Origin of the sequence: Methylocella sp., from assembly GCF_041905455.1 — a bacterium.
GTDB lineage: Bacteria > Pseudomonadota > Alphaproteobacteria > Rhizobiales > Beijerinckiaceae > Methylocapsa.
In genome coordinates, this window is record NZ_JAYRLA010000024.1 from 24447 (window position 1) to 40047 (window position 15601).

A 15601-nucleotide genomic window follows, 5' to 3' on the forward strand; every position below is an offset into this window, starting at 1 on the left:
GCGCGTCTTGCGCCGGCGGCGTGGCCTACTGCGCGGCGGATTGCGCGTCGCCCCTTGCAAGATCGAAAACAGATGTTCGCCGCGCGTTGCAGGCGCTTCGTTCGCGGTTGAAGGCAGCGAGGCGCATGATGACGCAGACCGGCAATTATCGTCCTTGCGTCGGAATCATGCTTCTCAATCGCGACGGCCTCGTCTTCATCGGCCGCCGCCGCCCGAAAAAAACACATGACGCGCCGCGCACGGGCTATGAATGGCAGATGCCGCAGGGCGGCATCGATCCCGGCGAGGCGCCGTTGCGGGCGGCCCTGCGCGAGCTTCAGGAAGAGACCAACGTGTCTTCGGCGCGGCTGCTCGCCGAGGCGCCGGACTGGCTGCGCTATGATCTGCCGGAAGATTACGCGCGCAAGTCCTGGAAGGGCCGCTTCCAGGGCCAGCGACAGAAATGGTTCGCGTTCCGCTTCGAGGGCGAGGACGACGAGGTCGACATCGACGAGCCGGCGGGCGGGCACAGGCCCGAATTCGACGCCTGGCGCTGGGCCTCGATCGACGAGCTGTGCGGGCTCGTCATTCCGTTCAAGCGCGCCGTCTATGAGAAAGTGGTCGAAACTTTCGCCCATCTCGCGGCGACGGCGCACGTCGACGAGCTTCCTGCGGCGGCCGAGCCCCGGCCCTGAGCCCGAGGCCGGAAGCTCAGATCATTTCGGCGCGAGCACCATGACCATCTGGCGCCCTTCCATCGACGGCTCGGCCTCGACCTTGGCGAGCATGCCGGTCTCGTGCTTCACGCGTTCGAGGAGTCGGAAACCGATGTCCTGATGGGCCATCTCGCGGCCGCGAAAGCGCAGGGTGACCTTGACCTTGTCGCCTTCCTCGAAGAAGCGCCGCACGGCCTTCATCTTGGTGTCGTAGTCATGCTCGTCGATGCCGGGACGAAGCTTGATTTCCTTGATCTCGACGATCTTCTGCTTCTTGCGCGCCTCGGACGACTTTTTCTGCTCGAGGAAGCGGAATTTTCCGTAATCGAGAATCTTGCAGACCGGCGGGTTGGCGGTCGGCACGATCTCGACGAGATCGAGGCCCGCTTCCTCGGCCGTCTGGAGGGCGGCCAACAAATCGACGACGCCGCGATTCTGCCCTTCGGCGTCGATCAACTGAACATCACGAGCGCGGATTTCACGATTGGTGCGTGGCCCTTCCTTCTGCGGGACCGGAGGCGCTTTCATGGGTCGGCGAATGGCTTGTCTCCTTCACGAACATTGAACATGACCGAACGTCCGACGACTCGGCGGCGGGTCCCGGCTGAATTGATACAGATCGGGCGAACTTACGGCAAAGTCAATGCGTCGGCCGCCGACGCGTCGAACTTCCGTCGTCTTCGGCTTGCGAACCGTCGTCAACGCGCCGGCGATCGCGCCGCCACATGCAGGGCGAGGGCGGAGGCGTAGGCGTCGAGCGTCAGGCTCCACAGCCGCTCCATGGAATACTCCGCCTCGACATGGGCGCGCGCGCGCAAGGAGAGCCGGTCGCGCGCGCTCGCCCCCAGCGCCAGCGCCTCCCGCAACGCCGCCGCGAACGCCTCCGGATCCTCGCCCTCGACGCGCCAGCCGGTGCGGCGCTCCGGCTCGACGTCGGGCGGCGCGAGCAGGCGCTCCCCGGCCGCGCCGGCGGCGACGGCGACGACGGCCGCTCCCATCGCCTGCGCCTCGAGCGCGAAGGCGCCGAGGAGATCGGCTTCGGGCGCGGCGAGCGCGACGCAGGAGGCGGCGAGCAGCGCCGCAGGACGATCGTCGCCCAAAGGCGCGGCGCGCGCGACCTGTCCGAGCCCCGCGGCTGTGATCGCCGCCTCGAACGCCTTAACCTGCGTCGCGTCGTCGACGGCGATGACGAGCCGCGTGCCGGCGAGGCCGGCGTCGGGGGCGTCGGCCAGCCTTCGGAACGCCTCGAGCGCGCGCTTGGCGACGGTCAGGCCGGGCGCGGGCGCGAGCGCGATCCGGGCGTCGGCGGGCGCGTCCCACAGGCGCCGCACCGCCTGCACCCGGTGCGGCGCGACGGCCCTTGGCGAGAAGACGCGGGCGTCGACGCCGCCCGGAACGACATGCGCCTTGCCCGCCGCGGCGGGGTGCAGCCGCGCCAGTTCGCGCGCCGCCTCGTTCGAGGGGAGGATGATCGCGTCGCCGCGCGCCATGACCGAGCTGTAGCGCAGCGCGAGCGGCCCGCCGCGGGCGTAGGCGCTGAGGTAGGAGGTGACGAAGGGCGTGCGCGTGAGGCGGGTCGCGCCATAGGCCGGCCAGGCTGCGGCGCGCACGCGCGCATGGACGAGGTCGACGCGCTCGGCGCGGATCATCCGCTTGAGTCGGCGAACGTTGATCGCCATGCTGAGAGGATTGGCGGCGTCGGCGGGAAAGGGCGCAAAGAGGCCGCCGCGCGCCTGCAGCTCGCTGACCAGCGCGCCGCCGGACGCGGCGACGAGCGGCTGCGCGCCGATCCGTGTCAGCGCCGCGGCGATCTCGATCGTCGCCCGCGCCAGCGCGTTGTCCTCGAGGTCGGGCGCGATCTGCAGCACGGTCGCGCCGGAGAGCGGATGCGCCGCGCCGCCGCGGAAGATTGAGCGATAGTCGGATGACATCTCACGAAACTGCGTTCGGCGCTTGCGGCGAAGCCTGATGGTAAAAGTAAAATCTGAAGAATTTCTCGCGGCGCCGGAATTTCTGCGCGTGGGGCAGGGCGCGGGCGAGCGCCGGATCGCCTTCCTGCGCGCGCCGGGCGCGGTCTCGCTGGGCCTTGTGTTTCTCGGCGGCTTCCGCTCGACGATGCGCGGCGAAAAGGCGAGCTTTCTCGCGGCGAAGGCCGCGGCGGCGGGGCGCGCCTTCCTGTGCTTCGACTATTCGGGCCACGGCGAATCGGGCGGCGCCTTCGAGGATGGAGCCATCGGGCGCTGGCTGGAGGAGAGCCTCGCCGCCCTTGAGCGGCTGACGGAAGGGCCGCAGATCCTCGTCGGCTCCTCGATGGGCGGCTGGCTCGCGCTTCTGGTCGCGCGGACGCTCGCGGCGCGGGGCGAGGCCGACCGCCTCGCGGGCCTCGTGCTGATCGCGCCGGCCGTCGACATGACGCGACGGCTGATCTTCGACGCGATGAGCGCGGCCGAGCGCGAAACGCTGGAGCGGACCGGCGTCTTCATGCGTCCCTCGCGCTATGGCGACGGACCTTATCCTGTCTCGCGCGCCTTCATCGAGGAAGGAGAGCGCCATCGCCTCCTCGGCGGCGCGGTCCGCGCCCATTGCCCGGTCCACGTGCTGCAGGGGCTGCGCGACGAGGACGTCCCGCCCGCGCACGCGCTGGAGCTCGTCGAGCATCTGGCCGGCGATCCCGTCGCGCTGACGCTGGTGAAGGACGGCGACCATCGCCTGTCGCGGCCGCAGGACCTCGCGCTGATCTGGGCGGCGGTCGAAGGCGTCGCGACGTGAGCGCCGCTTTGGCGGCGAAACTCGACAAATCCCGAGCGCTGGTGTAAGAGGCTGCGCCTCAACTCAAAACAGCGTTCCGAAACGCTCGCCGCCCGACGGCGAAACGGCAGGGTTTGAACATGGCCAACATCATCGAAGAGCTCGAGGCCGAGCAGATCGCCAGGCTCGGCAAGACCATCCCCGACTTCCAGCCCGGCGACACGGTCGTCGTGAACGTCAAGGTCAAGGAAGGCGACCGCACCCGCGTGCAGGCCTATGAGGGCGTGTGCATCGCCCGCAACGGCGGCGGCCTCAACGAGAGCGTGACCGTCCGCAAGATTTCCTATGGCGAGGGCGTCGAGCGCGTCTTCCCGATCTATTCGCCGAACATCGATTCGATCAAGGTCGTGCGCCGCGGCAAGGTCCGCCGCGCCAAGCTCTATTATCTGCGCGACCGTCGCGGCAAGTCCGCCCGCATCGCCGAGAAGATGGAGTCGCCGGCCCAGAAGGCGCAGCGCGAGGCCGCCAAGAAGGAGGCCAAGGCCGGCAAGAAGGGCGCCGCGCCGGCTGAGTAAGGCTTGGCTTCGCGTCGGCCCGAAGCCTCAGGCGCTTTCCGGGCCGACGCGCCGCCTATCGAAGCGGGCCGTTCAGGAGCCAGCGGTGGCCGAACGGGTCGCGGAACGTCGCGAAGCGCGTTCCCCAGAAGCTTTTCGTCGGGCTCGTCTCCGGCTTGCCGCCGAGAGAGGTCGCCTTGGCGAAAACGTCGTCGACCATGTCCGCCTGCTCGAACTCAAGGCTGACGGAGGCGGTCACCAGCTCGCCCGGCACCGCAATCCGGGTGTGGCCGAGCTCAGGGAAGGCGTCGGCGAGCATCACCGCGCCGCCGTTGATCGTGAGCTCGCAATGCATGATGCGAAGCCCGTCGAAAGCCGGCATGATCGCCTTCTGCTTCGCGCCGAACACGGCGGTGTAATAGGCGATCGCCGCAAGCGCGGGCGAGACGGTGAGATAGGGCGCGACTGGGGGGCGCATCGTCTTCTCCGCGCTTGTATCCGGGGCGGGCGTACCCTACGTCCCCGCCAGACGCCTTGCGAGGGGCAAACGGCGTCGCAGCACGAATTTATTTTGCGCCAGCGCCGCGACGGCGCGCCGCAAGCAGGCAAGCGCCGGGACGGCGCATCATGGACAGGACACATGGCCAAGCCGCGCACGCTCTACGACAAGATCTGGGATGACCATCTGGTTCAGCAGTCTCCCGACGGGTCCTGCCTCATCTACATCGACCGCCATCTCGTCCATGAGGTGACGAGCCCTCAGGCCTTCGAGGGGCTGCGCGCCGCGGGCCGCAAGCTGCGCGCGCCGCAAAAGACGCTCGCCGTCGTCGACCACAACGTGCCGACGACCGACCGCAGCCAGCCGATCGTCGATCCCGAAAGCAGGGCCCAGGTCGAGCAGCTCGCGGCCAACGCGCGGGAGTTCGGGGTTCAGTATTTCAACGAGCATGACCGCCGTCAGGGCGTCGTCCATATCATCGGGCCGGAGCAGGGCTTCACGCTGCCGGGCGCGACGATCGTGTGCGGCGACAGCCACACCTCGACCCACGGCGCGTTCGGGGCGCTCGCCCATGGCATCGGCACCTCCGAGGTCGAGCATGTGCTCGCCACCCAGACGCTGATCCAGGCCAAGGCGAAGAACATGCGCGTCACCGTCGACGGCGTCGCGCCGGCGGGCGTGGGCGCCAAGGACATCATCCTCGCCATCATCGGCGAGATCGGCACGGCGGGCGGCACCGGCCATGTCATCGAATATGGCGGCGAGGCGATCCGCGCCCTGTCGATGGAAGGCCGCATGACGGTCTGCAACATGAGCATCGAAGGCGGGGCGCGCGCCGGCCTCGTCGCGCCCGACGAGAAGACCTTCGCCTTCCTCGAAGGGCGGCCGATGGCCCCCAGGGGCGCCGCCTGGGAGAAGGCGGTCGCCTATTGGCGCACGCTGCGCTCCGACGAGGGCGCGCATTTCGATCGCGAGGTGCGCCTCGACGCGGCGCGCCTGCCGCCTATCGTCACCTGGGGCACTTCGCCTGAGGACGTCGCGACGGTCAACGGCGAGGTGCCGCGCGTCGAATCCGGCGCGACCGAAGCCAAGCGCGCCTCGATCGCGAGGGCGCTCGACTACATGGGGCTCAAGGGCGGCGAGAAGATCACCGACATCGCCATCGACCGCGTGTTCATCGGCTCCTGCACCAACGGCCGCATCGAGGACCTGCGCGCCGCGGCGGCCGTCGTCGCCGGCAAGCGCATCGCCGCGCATGTCAACGGCATGGTCGTTCCGGGCTCCGGTCTCGTGAAGGAGCAGGCGGAGGCCGAAGGCCTCGACGCCGTGTTCATCGAGGCGGGATTCGAATGGCGCGAGCCCGGCTGCTCGATGTGCCTCGCCATGAACCCGGACCGGCTCGCGCCGGGCGAGCGCTGCGCCTCGACCTCGAATCGCAATTTCGAGGGACGGCAGGGCTTCAAGGGGCGCACCCATCTGGTGTCGCCGGCGATGGCCGCGGCGGCGGGCGTCGCCGGCCATTTCGTCGACATTCGCGACTGGCGCTGAGCCTGGCCCGCCCGGCTCGAGGCAGGCCCCCCGCGAGGGGCGCCTTTCTTTCGCCGCGGGGCGGATCGACTCAGCAGGCGCTCTCGATGCGGTATCCCTCGGGAGAGACGACGCCGCGATAGCGGCAGCCGGCGAAGACCCCTGAAAAGCGCGTCGGCTGGGCGAGCGCGCCCTGCGCGGGCGCGCCGGGCCAGCGGGCGGCGTAGATGGTGTGGAACGGCTCGGCGCGCGCCGTCTCCGGCTCGCGCGTCGGGCGGATTCGCCGCGGCCGCGCCTCGACGGCTTCGCGCGGCGCGGGAGCCCTTAAGGCGACGTGCGAGCGCGCCGCGGGAGCAGGTCGGACGACGCGCGGCTCGTCGGCGGGCGCAGCCCCCCGCCGCTCGACGGATTTTGGCTGCGGCGCGGACGCTTCGGGAGCGCGCGGCTGCGCCGACGCGTCCTTCGTCGCTTCGGGCGCCGGCGCGGCGGCCTCACTCGTTCCGGGCGCGGAGAGCGCGTCGGCGTGCTCCGACGGCGCTGGAGGCGGCGCGGCGTCGCGGACGGGCGCAGGCTCCTGTGGGAGCTCCGCCGCCGCGGTCTTCGTCCAGGCGGCTTCGCTCGCGACGGGGAAGATCACCGCACGCGAGGGAGGGGCCTCCTCCGTTTCGGCCGCGGCCGGCGCGACGGCCCCGACGCCCACGTCCGTCGACGTAGCGGACTGCGTCGGCGCGGCGACGCTCGCGACGGACGGCGCGGCGGCGGGTTTGCGTCGCGCCGCTTCAAGTCCGACGGAGCCGGCGACCAGGGCGAGGCTCGTGACGGCGACGATCGCGGCGTTGTTCATCTCTCTTCCCCTCGGCGGCGCGCCTTGCGCGTTCACGCGAAAATCATCGCGCCGCTGTGGCGGGAGATAAGTGCGCCGGCGCACGCTCGGCCAAAAGCCCTGGCGTGGCGGTGGGCGTTGCGGCGGAGCGTCTAATGAGCTAACGCATCGCTCATGCGCTTCGCGCGGGCGTGGCGGAACTGGTAGACGCAGCGGACTCAAAATCCGCCGTCCTCACGGATATGTCGGTTCGAGTCCGACCGCCCGCACCACCTCCGGCATGCGCCGCCGGCGCGCCTACTGGCGCAGGCACACGTCCGCGAAGTCCCGCCAGTTCCTGTCGCGCGCCGCGCCCTCGAGCTTCAGCTTGCGCCACTCGTCGCCGCAGGCGCGCATCCGCGCGCGGCTCGCCGCGGGCAGCGGACGAAACGCGCGCCCGTCGTCGACGTTCTGGTCGATCGTCGCAGGAGCGGGCGCAGGCGGTGCGACGGCGCACCCGTTGGCGCAGGCGGGCGGCGCGACGGACAGCTCCTGCGGCCGGGAAGGGGGCAGGGGCGGCGTCGGTGGAGCCTTCGTCCTGGCGCCGCCCTGAGCCTGCGCGGCATGGAGGACCTGCGCGACGCAGGGCGCCGCGCTCGCCGACGCGTACGCAAGGGCGAGGATGACGAACGCAAACGCCCGCGGGCGGCGCGGCGCGGGAAGACGGGGAGGTCGTTCCCCGCGGCTGATGATGCGCCGGCTCATTTCGGTGAAGGGCTCGATGCGGCCTTTGAGACGCGGGACGAAGCGCGGACGCGCCGGCGCGCCGCAGCGCCACATAAACGGAGATTTCGTCAACCGCGCAATCGTTTCCGCGTGATTCGCTTCGCCGCGTTCATTTCGAGGCGTCGTCGCCGCGCGCGTCGTTGGCGGGGACGCCTCCGGCCGGCCAGCCGTAGGGATGGTAGCTCGCGGCGCATCCAGCGAGCGCGAGGCAGAGGCCGAGCGCGACGGCGAGCAGTTTCATCGAGGCTTCCTTTTCGCCGGCCGCGAAAATACGCGCCGCTTCCCCGGAAAGGCTGGACTTCATCTCGCCCGAAATTCGGGCTCACGTTAAACTGCCTCGGTTTCCGGCGCAGAAAAAATCGGCTGAACCGATCGGGGCGGGGACTTTAAACGATTGGACAGCGCTTCGCCGGAATGAAATCGTTCCAGCATCGGGCGCAAAGCCCAGATCGCATGTGGAGGAACGATGAACGTCGAAGCCAAATGCCCGATGGACGGCGGCAAAGTGGAAGGCCACGCCGTGCTGTTCGAGATGACCAACCGTCTATGGTGGCCGAACCAGCTTGATCTTTCCGTCCTGCACCAGAACCCGCCCGCCGGCGACCCGATGGGCGCCGACTTCGATTACGTCGCCGAGTTCAAGACGCTCGACCTCGCCGCCGTCAAGGCCGACCTGTTCGCCCTGATGACCGACTCGAAACCCTGGTGGCCGGCCGACTTCGGCCACTACGGGCCGCTGTTCATTCGCATGGCCTGGCACGCCGCCGGCACCTATCGCGTCGGCGACGGCCGCGGCGGGGCGGGCGCCGGCGCGCAGCGCTTCGCGCCGCTGAACAGCTGGCCGGACAACGCCAACCTCGACAAGGCGCGCCTGCTGCTGTGGCCGATCAAGCAGAAATACGGCCGCAAGCTCTCCTGGGCCGACCTGCTCGTCTACGCCGGCAATTGCGCGCTCGAATCGATGGGCCTCAAAACGGCCGGCTTCGGCGGCGGCCGCAAGGACGTGTGGGAGCCGCAGAACGACGTCAACTGGGGCCCCGAGCGCGAATGGCTCGGCGGCGACAAGCGCTACAGCGGCGAGCGCGACCTCGCCAATCCGCTGGCGGCGACCCAGATGGGCCTCATCTACGTCAATCCGGAAGGTCCGAACGGCGTGCCCGATCCGGTCGCGGCGGCGCGCGACATCCGCGAGACCTTCGCCCGCATGGCCATGAACGACGAGGAGACCGTCGCGCTCATCGCCGGCGGCCACACCTTCGGCAAGACTCACGGCGCCGCCGTGCCCGACGAATATGTCGGCCCCGAGCCGGAAGGCGCGCCGCTTGAGATGCAGGGCCTCGGCTGGGCCAACAGCTTCGGCTCGGGCAATGCGGGCGACACGATCACCAGCGGGATCGAGGTCACCTGGAGCCAGACGCCGACGAGATGGAGCCATTACTTCTTCAAGAACCTGTTCGAATATGACTGGGTGCTGACGAAGAGCCCGGCCGGCGCGCATCAGTGGACGCCGGCCAATCCGGTCGCGTGGGACACGGTGCCGGACGCGCACGACCCGGGAAAGCGCTATGCGCCCTCGATGCTCACGACCGATCTCTCGCTGCGCTTCGATCCGGCCTATGAGAAGATCTCGCGCCGCTTCTACGAGCATCCCGCGGAGCTCGCCGAGGCCTTCGCCGAGGCCTGGTACAAGCTCACCCATCGCGACATGGGCCCGCACAGCCGCCTGCTCGGACCCGAGGCGCCGGCGCAGCCGCGCATCTGGCAGGACCCGCTGCCGCCGGTCGACCATCCGCTGATCGACGACGCCGACGTCGCCGCGCTCAAGGCGAAGCTGCTCGACTCGGGGCTTTCGATCTCGCGCCTCGTCAAGACCGCCTTCGCCTCGGCGTCGAGCTTCCGCGCCACCGACAAGCGCGGCGGCGCCAATGGCGCGCGCATCCGTCTCGCCCCGCAGAAGGATTGGGAGGTGAACGAGCCGGCCGAGCTCGCCAAAGCGCTCGCGGCGCTCGAGAAGGTCCAGCAGGACTTCAACGCCTCCGCCGGCGGCGGCAAGAAGGTTTCGCTCGCCGACCTCATCGTCCTCGGCGGCGCCGCCGCCGTCGAGGCCGCGGCGAAGAAGGCCGGCCATGACGTGAAGGTTCCCTTCACCCCCGGCCGGACAGACGCCTCGCAGGAGCAGACCGACGCCGCCTCGTTCGAGCCGCTCGAGCCGCGGGCCGACGGCTTCCGCAACTATGTCGGCCCGCGTCCCTACGCCTCGGCGGAGGAGATGCTCGTCGACCGCGCCCATATCCTCGGCCTCACGGCGCCGGAGATGACCGTGCTCGTCGGCGGCCTGCGCGCGCTCGGCGCCAACTACGGAGATTCGAAGCACGGCATGTTCACTGACCGGCCCGAGACGCTGACCAACGACTTCTTCGTCAACCTGCTCAAGACCAGCGCGACCATGAAGTGGACGGCGTCCGACGAGGAGGATGGCGTGTTCGTCGCGAGCGACCGCGCCACCGGCGAGAACAAGCTCGCCGGCACGCGCGTCGATCTGGTGTTCGGCTCGAACTCGCAGCTGCGCGCGCTCTCCGAGGCCTTCGCGGCCGAAGATTCGGCTCCCGCCTTCGTCGACGCCTTCGTCAAGGTCTGGACCAGGATCATGGAGTTCGACCGCTTCGACCTCCACTACTGAGCGCGAAAAAGGCTCCGGCGCACGCCGCCGGAGCCCTCGAAAGCGAAGGGCGCCGGCCTGTTGGCCGACGCCCTTTTTATTTTTCGGCCGATCGCTGGCGCGCGATCGTATTCAGCGGGCGCGGAAGCGCTCGTTGACCGAGACGCGGCGCACCGCGGCGACCAGCGCGTCGATGTCGTCGCGCGTGTTGTAGAGCGCGAAGGACGGACGCACCGTCGTCTCGTAGCCGAAGCGGCGCAGGATCGGCTGCGCGCAGTGATGGCCCGAGCGCACGGCGATCCCCTCGCGGTCAAGCGCCTTGCCGACATCCTCGCTGCGGCAGCCGTCGAGCACGAAGGACAGCGCGCCGGCCCTTTCGTCGGCGCAGCCGACGAGGCGCAGCCCCGGGATGTCGCGCAGGCCCTCGGTGGCGTAGGCGATGAGCTCATGCTCGTAGGCGGCGATGTTGGCCATGCCGATCGTGTCGAGATAGTCGAACGCCGCCCCGAGCCCCACGGCGTCGGCGATGTTGCCGGTGCCGGCCTCGAAGCGCCCCGGCGGGGGCTGGTAGATCGTCTTCTCGAAGGTCACGTCGGCGATCATGTTGCCGCCGCCCTGCCACGGCGGCATGGCCTCGAGCGCGGCCGGCTTGCCGTAGACGACGCCAATGCCGGTCGGCCCGAACACCTTGTGGCCGGAGAACACGAGGAAGTCGCAGTCGAGGGCCTGCACGTCGACGGGCATGTGCGAGACCGCCTGCGCGGCGTCGGCGATCACGCAGGCGCCGAGCCGGTGCGCCATCTCGATCATCGCCTTCGCCGGCGTCACCGTGCCGATGGCGTTGGCCACCATGGCGAAGGAGACGATGCGGGTGCGGCGCGAAAGCAGCCGCTCGTATTCGTCGAGGCGCACGTCGCCCTTGTCGTCCACCGGCGCGACCTTCAGCGTCGCGCCGGTCTCCGCGCACAGCATCTGCCACGGCACGATGTTGGCGTGGTGCTCGAGCCAGGTGATCAGGATCTCGTCGCCCGCCTTGACGTTGCGGCGGCCCCACGCCTGGGCGATGAGGTTGATCCCCTCCGTCGTGCCGCGCACGAAGATGATCTCGTTCGTCGAGGAGGCGTTGAGGAAGCGCCGCGTCTTCTCGCGCGCCGCCTCATAGGCGTCGGTCGCGCGCGCCGCGAGCGCGTGCGCCGCGCGGTGGATGTTGGAGTTCTCGTTCTCGTAGAAGGCCGAGACGCGATCGATGACGGCCTGCGGCTTCTGCGTGGTCGCGGCGTTGTCGAGCCAGATCAGCGGCTTTCCGTGCACATACTGGCGCAGGATCGGAAAATCGCGCCGCAGCGAGGCGGCGTCGAACAGCCTCTTGCCGCCCACGGCCGGAGCGATCTCGGGGCGCGCCTCATGCGCGACGGGATGGACGACGTGCAGGCCGCTCGCAGTCGCCTCAGGCAGGGGGGAGGGCGGAGCCTCCGCGAAAGACTCTGCGCTCGACGGAACGCCGGCGATCCCGCTCGCCGGCGCGAATGCGGAAAGATTCGGCGCCGGCGCGTTAGGAAACCCGAAGGGCGCCGAGAAGGCGGAGGGCGTCACGCCAAATCCGCCAGGATTTGGAGGGACGTTGGGGGCTGCGGGCTGCGGAGGACGGTCGGACGTAGCCTCGACGGAGGACGCTCGCAATCTGGCGTCGGCCGGCTCGCGAAGGCGCGGATCGCGCGTCGTGTCGATGGCCGCGCCGCCTGCTCCCGGAGCGTTCTGGGCCGCGCCGGCCGGCGCCGGGCCATCGCGCCTTTCGAGGAAATAAGGCGCTTCGCCTTCCGGCGCGCGGCCGTCATGCGGGAAACCGTCGCGCGTGTGCTCGGGCCGCGTCGGCGCCGTGAAGGGCTGCGCCGGACCGGCCGTCGCGCCATGCGGCTCGCGGCGCGCGTCAGCGGCGATCGGCGCGTCGTCGCGGGCGCGCAGAAAATAGGGAGCCTCGCCTTCCGGCGCGGCGCCGGCGGGCGCGTAGCCCGCGCCGGAGAGCTCCGGCCGCGTCAGCGCCGTCGCGTCGCCGAGCGAGGCGGGCAGGGCGGCGAAATCATATTCGCTCGGGACGGCCTCGGAGCTTCCGCCGTAGCCTGAAGGCCGCGTCGCCGGAATGGGGTCTGGCGCGCCGATGGACGACGGGACGAGCGCGTAGGCGGCCGAAGGCGGCGCGGGCGTCGGCGTCGACGAGGGCTGGCCGCCGGAGGGGAAGCCGGGAGAAGACATATGCGCGGGCTGGATCGGCGCATAGGGCGGCGCGCCGACTTGGGCCGCGCCATGGGCGGGCGCGATCGTCGCCGCGAAAAGCGCGCCGTCGAGGACAGGCGCCGCGCCGCCGTCAGGGAGGGGCGACGATGGCGAGGCGTCGGCTTGCGGCGCGGCGCCGAGAGGCTCGACCGGAGCTCCGGGCGGGGCCTTGAACAGCGCGTTGGCGATGAGCGCGATGGTCTGCGGATCGGGAACGGACGGCGCCGCGCCGCCCCATTGGGGAGGCGGCGAGGCCGGGACGGCCGAAGCTGGCGCGCCCGTGCGGCGAAGGTCAGGCGTAGACATGATAGAGATCGACCTCGACGTCTTCGAGCACGCCCAGCGCGTCGGGAGTGAGGATCGCCGACGAGCAGTAGAGCGAGATCAGGTAAGACGCGATGGCCTTGCGGTTGATTCCCATGAAGCGGACCGAAAGGCTCGGCGCGACCTCGCCGGGAACGCCCGGCTGGAACAGGCCGACGACGCCCTGCTTGCGCTCGCCAGTACGAAGGAGAAGGATTTTCGTCTTGCCGTTCTCGATGCGCAGTTTGTCGCTCGGGACGAGCGGCAGGCCGCGCCATGTCAGGAAAGGCGTGCCGAACAGGTTGATGGTCGGCGGCGGAACGCCGCGACGCGTGCATTCGCGCCCGAACGCCGCGATCGCCTTGGGATGGGCGAGGAAGAAGGCGGGCTCCTTCCACACCAGCGAGATCAGTTCGTCGAGATCGTCGGGAGTCGGCCGTCTGTCGCGGACGCCGATGCGCATGTTCGGCGCAGCGTTCGTGAGAAGGCCGTATTCCTGATTGTTGATGAGCTCGCTTTCCTGCTTCTCCTTGACCTTCTCGATCAACAGGCGAAGCTGCTCCTGAATCTGGTCATAGGGCTGGTTGTAGAGGTCGGTGACGCGCGACTGCACGTCGAGGATCGTCGTGACCGCGTTGAGGAAATACTCGCGGGGCGTGGCGTCGTAGTCGACGAAGGTTTCCGGCAGGTCGGCGTCACGCTCGCGGCTCGGGCTGCACTCGACGTCGCCCTCCTCGTCGAGGTCCTTCACCCGGTTCAGGCGATAGATGCCGGCTTCTACAGGGACCCACGGCAGGAAGGACACCAGCCAGCGCGGCGTGATTCCGCCCCATTGCGCGCGCGTCTTAGTCGCGTTGGCGAGCTGCCGGGCGGCGGGCTCGCTCAGCGTGCGGCGAACCTCGACTTCGTCTGTCATTTCAATTCTCCTCATCACGCGGCGCTGCGGCGCGTCATCGTGAGCCGGGCGTTGACTAACACCGACCCGGGAGAATGTTTTTCTTTTTTGGCGCTGGGGGCGAGCGCGCATGGTTTTGCGCACGAGGCGCGTCGCGCGCCGACCACACGCCCCTAATCTCATGCCGACAGCCGACCGACGGCGATCTCCGCCTTGCGCATCAGCAGGGCGTCGGCGGCGCTCGCGCCGCCGCGAAATCCGAGCCCGACGCCGGCGCAGCTCGGCCTCGGGCTTTTGCGCTCGGACGCCTTCGGCTCCGGGGCGTGGGCATGAATCCTTGAGGCAACCATAGCAGCCTTAGCGAATTATCGCGGTCGTCATAAAACAGGGATGGTTTCCATGAACATTCGAATGCTTGGGGTCGCCATAATCTCCGTGACAGCGCTCTGCGGCGCGGCCTACGCGCAAAACGCCGGCGCGGCGGGAGACGCCTCCGGACCGGCGAGCGGCAAGAACGTCACGCCTCACACCGCGGTCCAAAAGGATCAGGGAAGCTCCGTCGGCGGCGGCGCCGGCGTCGAGGGACCGGTCGGGTCGAAGAATGGTCCGCCTCAAAAAAGTCCGCACAACAAAAAAGAACAGAAATAACGCCGGCTGAATAACGGCGCGGGCGCGATTCGCATTCGCGCGCCCTTGCTGCGCTGGAAGCTCCGCCTTCGGCGCCGACTTGCCCTTGGCGCCAAGGCAGGCCCGCAACGCCGACATGAGGTCGACCACGTTGGTGTCCTCGGGTTCGGCGACCTTGGCGGGCGCGCGGTTCTTCTTCTTGTCCTGATCAATTGCTTCAGAGCCTCCCCGCAGCGGTCGACGAACTGGTTGGGATCGAAGGGATGGCGCAGGATTCCCCTGACCGATATCTCGTCGCCATGACCAAGGCTCAGCGAAGCGGCCGCATCTTCCTCGACAGCGGCGCGACGACCGGCTCGCGACCGCCGTCGCGCCGCTGTCGCCGCGCGCGAGGCCCATCGCACCGGCGTCGACGCCGCTGCGATGGACGCAGGTGAAGAAAGGGCTCGACCCCAAAAGGTATGCGATCCGCACGGTCCCGCCTCTCCTGGCGACGTTGACCGCGTGGGAGGACCATTGCGAGAGTGAACGGTCGCGGGCCGAGGCGATCAGCCGTCAGCGCCGGGCGCCGTCAGGGTGAGCCCAAGGCCGCAGGCCGCCGTTTGAAAGCTTGGTGAACCGCCCCGAGTTTTTTAGACGCCCTCGGCTTGCATTTTGTGCTGCCGTTCGAACTCGGCGGGCGACAGCATCCCGTTCCGCGCGTGCTTGCGGGTCGGATTGTAGAACATCTCGATGTAGCCGAACACGTCGGCTCGCGCTTCATCCCGCATGCGGTAGACCTTGCGCCGGATCCGCTCGCGCTTGAGCAGGTTGAAGAAGCTCTCGGCCACCGCGTTGTCGTGGCAGTTGCCGCGCCGACTCATCGAGGGCTCCAGATCGTGGTGCTTCAGGAACGAAGTCCACTCCATGCTCGTGAACTGGCTGCCTTGATCGGAATGCACCAGCACGCGGCCCTTCGGCTTGCGTCGCCAGACGGCAGCCAGCAGCGCCTGAAGGGCGACATTGGTCGTCTGGCGCGCTTGCATCGACCATCCGACGATGCGGCGCGAGAAGAGATCGAGCACGACCGCCAGGTAGGCGAAGCCTTCGTGCGTGCGGATGTAGGTGATGTCCGTCACCCAGGCCTTGTCCGGCGCCTCGACGTCAAACCGGCGATCGAGCGTGTTGTCGACAGCCAGCGACGACTTGCCTCCGCACGCGCCAGGGCGGCGTTTGTACCCGATCTGAGCCCGGAT

At 69.3% G+C, this 15601-nt stretch carries 15 protein-coding genes, 1 tRNA gene and 1 pseudogene; 7 read left to right on the plus strand and 10 right to left on the minus strand.

The window, feature by feature from the left end:
- The first annotated feature begins 128 nt into the window (after nucleotides 1-128).
- Nucleotides 129-674, plus strand: coding sequence for an RNA pyrophosphohydrolase (locus ACE3OG_RS15235; protein WP_374310188.1), 546 nt, complete (start codon nucleotides 129-131; stop codon nucleotides 672-674).
- A 21-nt stretch (nucleotides 675-695) separates the two neighbouring features.
- Here ACE3OG_RS15235 and infC read toward each other — a convergent pair whose 3' ends face one another.
- On the minus strand, nucleotides 696-1223 hold the full coding sequence (gene infC, locus ACE3OG_RS15240) for a translation initiation factor IF-3 (protein WP_374310158.1): 528 nt from the start codon (nucleotides 1221-1223) through the stop codon (nucleotides 696-698).
- 170 nt (nucleotides 1224-1393) lie between these two features.
- Nucleotides 1394-2626 (minus strand): glycosyltransferase, encoded by a 1233-nt coding sequence (locus ACE3OG_RS15245; protein ID WP_374310159.1) that lies wholly within the window; start codon nucleotides 2624-2626, stop codon nucleotides 1394-1396.
- Between the two features lie 37 nt (nucleotides 2627-2663).
- Here ACE3OG_RS15245 and ACE3OG_RS15250 point away from each other — a divergent pair, with 37 nt between their 5' ends.
- Nucleotides 2664-3464 (plus strand): alpha/beta hydrolase, encoded by an 801-nt coding sequence (locus ACE3OG_RS15250; RefSeq protein WP_374310161.1) that lies wholly within the window; start codon nucleotides 2664-2666, stop codon nucleotides 3462-3464.
- Between the two features lie 119 nt (nucleotides 3465-3583).
- Complete coding sequence (gene rplS, locus ACE3OG_RS15255; protein ID WP_374310163.1) at nucleotides 3584-4018, plus strand: 50S ribosomal protein L19; 435 nt, start codon at nucleotides 3584-3586, stop codon at nucleotides 4016-4018.
- A gap of 55 nt (nucleotides 4019-4073) precedes the next feature.
- Here rplS and ACE3OG_RS15260 read toward each other — a convergent pair whose 3' ends face one another.
- Nucleotides 4074-4475, minus strand: coding sequence for a VOC family protein (locus ACE3OG_RS15260; RefSeq protein ID WP_374310165.1), 402 nt, complete (start codon nucleotides 4473-4475; stop codon nucleotides 4074-4076).
- A gap of 162 nt (nucleotides 4476-4637) precedes the next feature.
- On the opposite strand from ACE3OG_RS15260, the gene leuC reads away from it, so the two are divergent.
- Nucleotides 4638-6044 (plus strand): 3-isopropylmalate dehydratase large subunit, encoded by a 1407-nt coding sequence (gene leuC, locus ACE3OG_RS15265; protein ID WP_374310167.1) that lies wholly within the window; start codon nucleotides 4638-4640, stop codon nucleotides 6042-6044.
- A gap of 70 nt (nucleotides 6045-6114) precedes the next feature.
- On the opposite strand, the gene ACE3OG_RS15270 is transcribed toward leuC, so the two are convergent.
- The gene (locus tag ACE3OG_RS15270; protein WP_374310170.1) at nucleotides 6115-6867 is read right to left on the minus strand and encodes a hypothetical protein; all 753 of its coding nucleotides are present in this window, start codon (nucleotides 6865-6867) and stop codon (nucleotides 6115-6117) included.
- A gap of 164 nt (nucleotides 6868-7031) precedes the next feature.
- Between ACE3OG_RS15270 and ACE3OG_RS15275 the strand changes: the two genes are divergently transcribed.
- A tRNA-Leu gene (locus ACE3OG_RS15275) sits at nucleotides 7032-7118 on the plus strand.
- Between the two features lie 25 nt (nucleotides 7119-7143).
- Here ACE3OG_RS15275 and ACE3OG_RS15280 read toward each other — a convergent pair.
- Both ACE3OG_RS15280 and ACE3OG_RS15285 read right to left on the minus strand, forming a co-directional pair.
- Nucleotides 7144-7683, minus strand: a complete 540-nt coding sequence (locus ACE3OG_RS15280) for a hypothetical protein (protein WP_374310172.1) — start codon at nucleotides 7681-7683, stop codon at nucleotides 7144-7146.
- A gap of 37 nt (nucleotides 7684-7720) precedes the next feature.
- On the minus strand, nucleotides 7721-7852 hold the full coding sequence (locus tag ACE3OG_RS15285; protein WP_374310174.1) for a hypothetical protein: 132 nt from the start codon (nucleotides 7850-7852) through the stop codon (nucleotides 7721-7723).
- Between the two features lie 225 nt (nucleotides 7853-8077).
- Between ACE3OG_RS15285 and katG the strand changes: the two genes are divergently transcribed.
- A complete protein-coding gene (gene katG, locus ACE3OG_RS15290) occupies nucleotides 8078-10291 on the plus strand; it encodes a catalase/peroxidase HPI (RefSeq protein ID WP_374310176.1) in 2214 nt (737 codons plus the stop codon).
- Nucleotides 10292-10402: 111 nt separating this feature from the next.
- Here the strand turns inward: katG and ACE3OG_RS15295 are convergent, their stop codons facing one another.
- From ACE3OG_RS15295 to ACE3OG_RS15305, 3 genes are all read right to left on the minus strand, one after another.
- Nucleotides 10403-12847, minus strand: a complete 2445-nt coding sequence (locus tag ACE3OG_RS15295; protein WP_374310178.1) for a family 2A encapsulin nanocompartment cargo protein cysteine desulfurase — start codon at nucleotides 12845-12847, stop codon at nucleotides 10403-10405.
- Nucleotides 12834-13760 (minus strand): family 2A encapsulin nanocompartment shell protein, encoded by a 927-nt coding sequence (locus ACE3OG_RS15300; RefSeq protein ID WP_374310180.1) that lies wholly within the window; start codon nucleotides 13758-13760, stop codon nucleotides 12834-12836. The genes ACE3OG_RS15295 and ACE3OG_RS15300 overlap by 14 nt, the downstream gene beginning before the upstream one ends.
- Before the next feature lie 336 nt (nucleotides 13761-14096).
- Complete coding sequence (locus ACE3OG_RS15305; RefSeq protein ID WP_374310182.1) at nucleotides 14097-14516, minus strand: hypothetical protein; 420 nt, start codon at nucleotides 14514-14516, stop codon at nucleotides 14097-14099.
- A gap of 107 nt (nucleotides 14517-14623) precedes the next feature.
- Here ACE3OG_RS15305 and ACE3OG_RS15310 point away from each other — a divergent pair.
- Nucleotides 14624-14946: pseudogene (locus tag ACE3OG_RS15310) on the plus strand (ATP-dependent DNA ligase); the annotation flags it as partial.
- 52 nt (nucleotides 14947-14998) lie between these two features.
- Here ACE3OG_RS15310 and ACE3OG_RS15315 read toward each other — a convergent pair.
- Nucleotides 14999-15601 (minus strand): IS3 family transposase (locus tag ACE3OG_RS15315; RefSeq protein ID WP_374310184.1); only part of this gene is annotated, 603 nt, incomplete at its 5' end.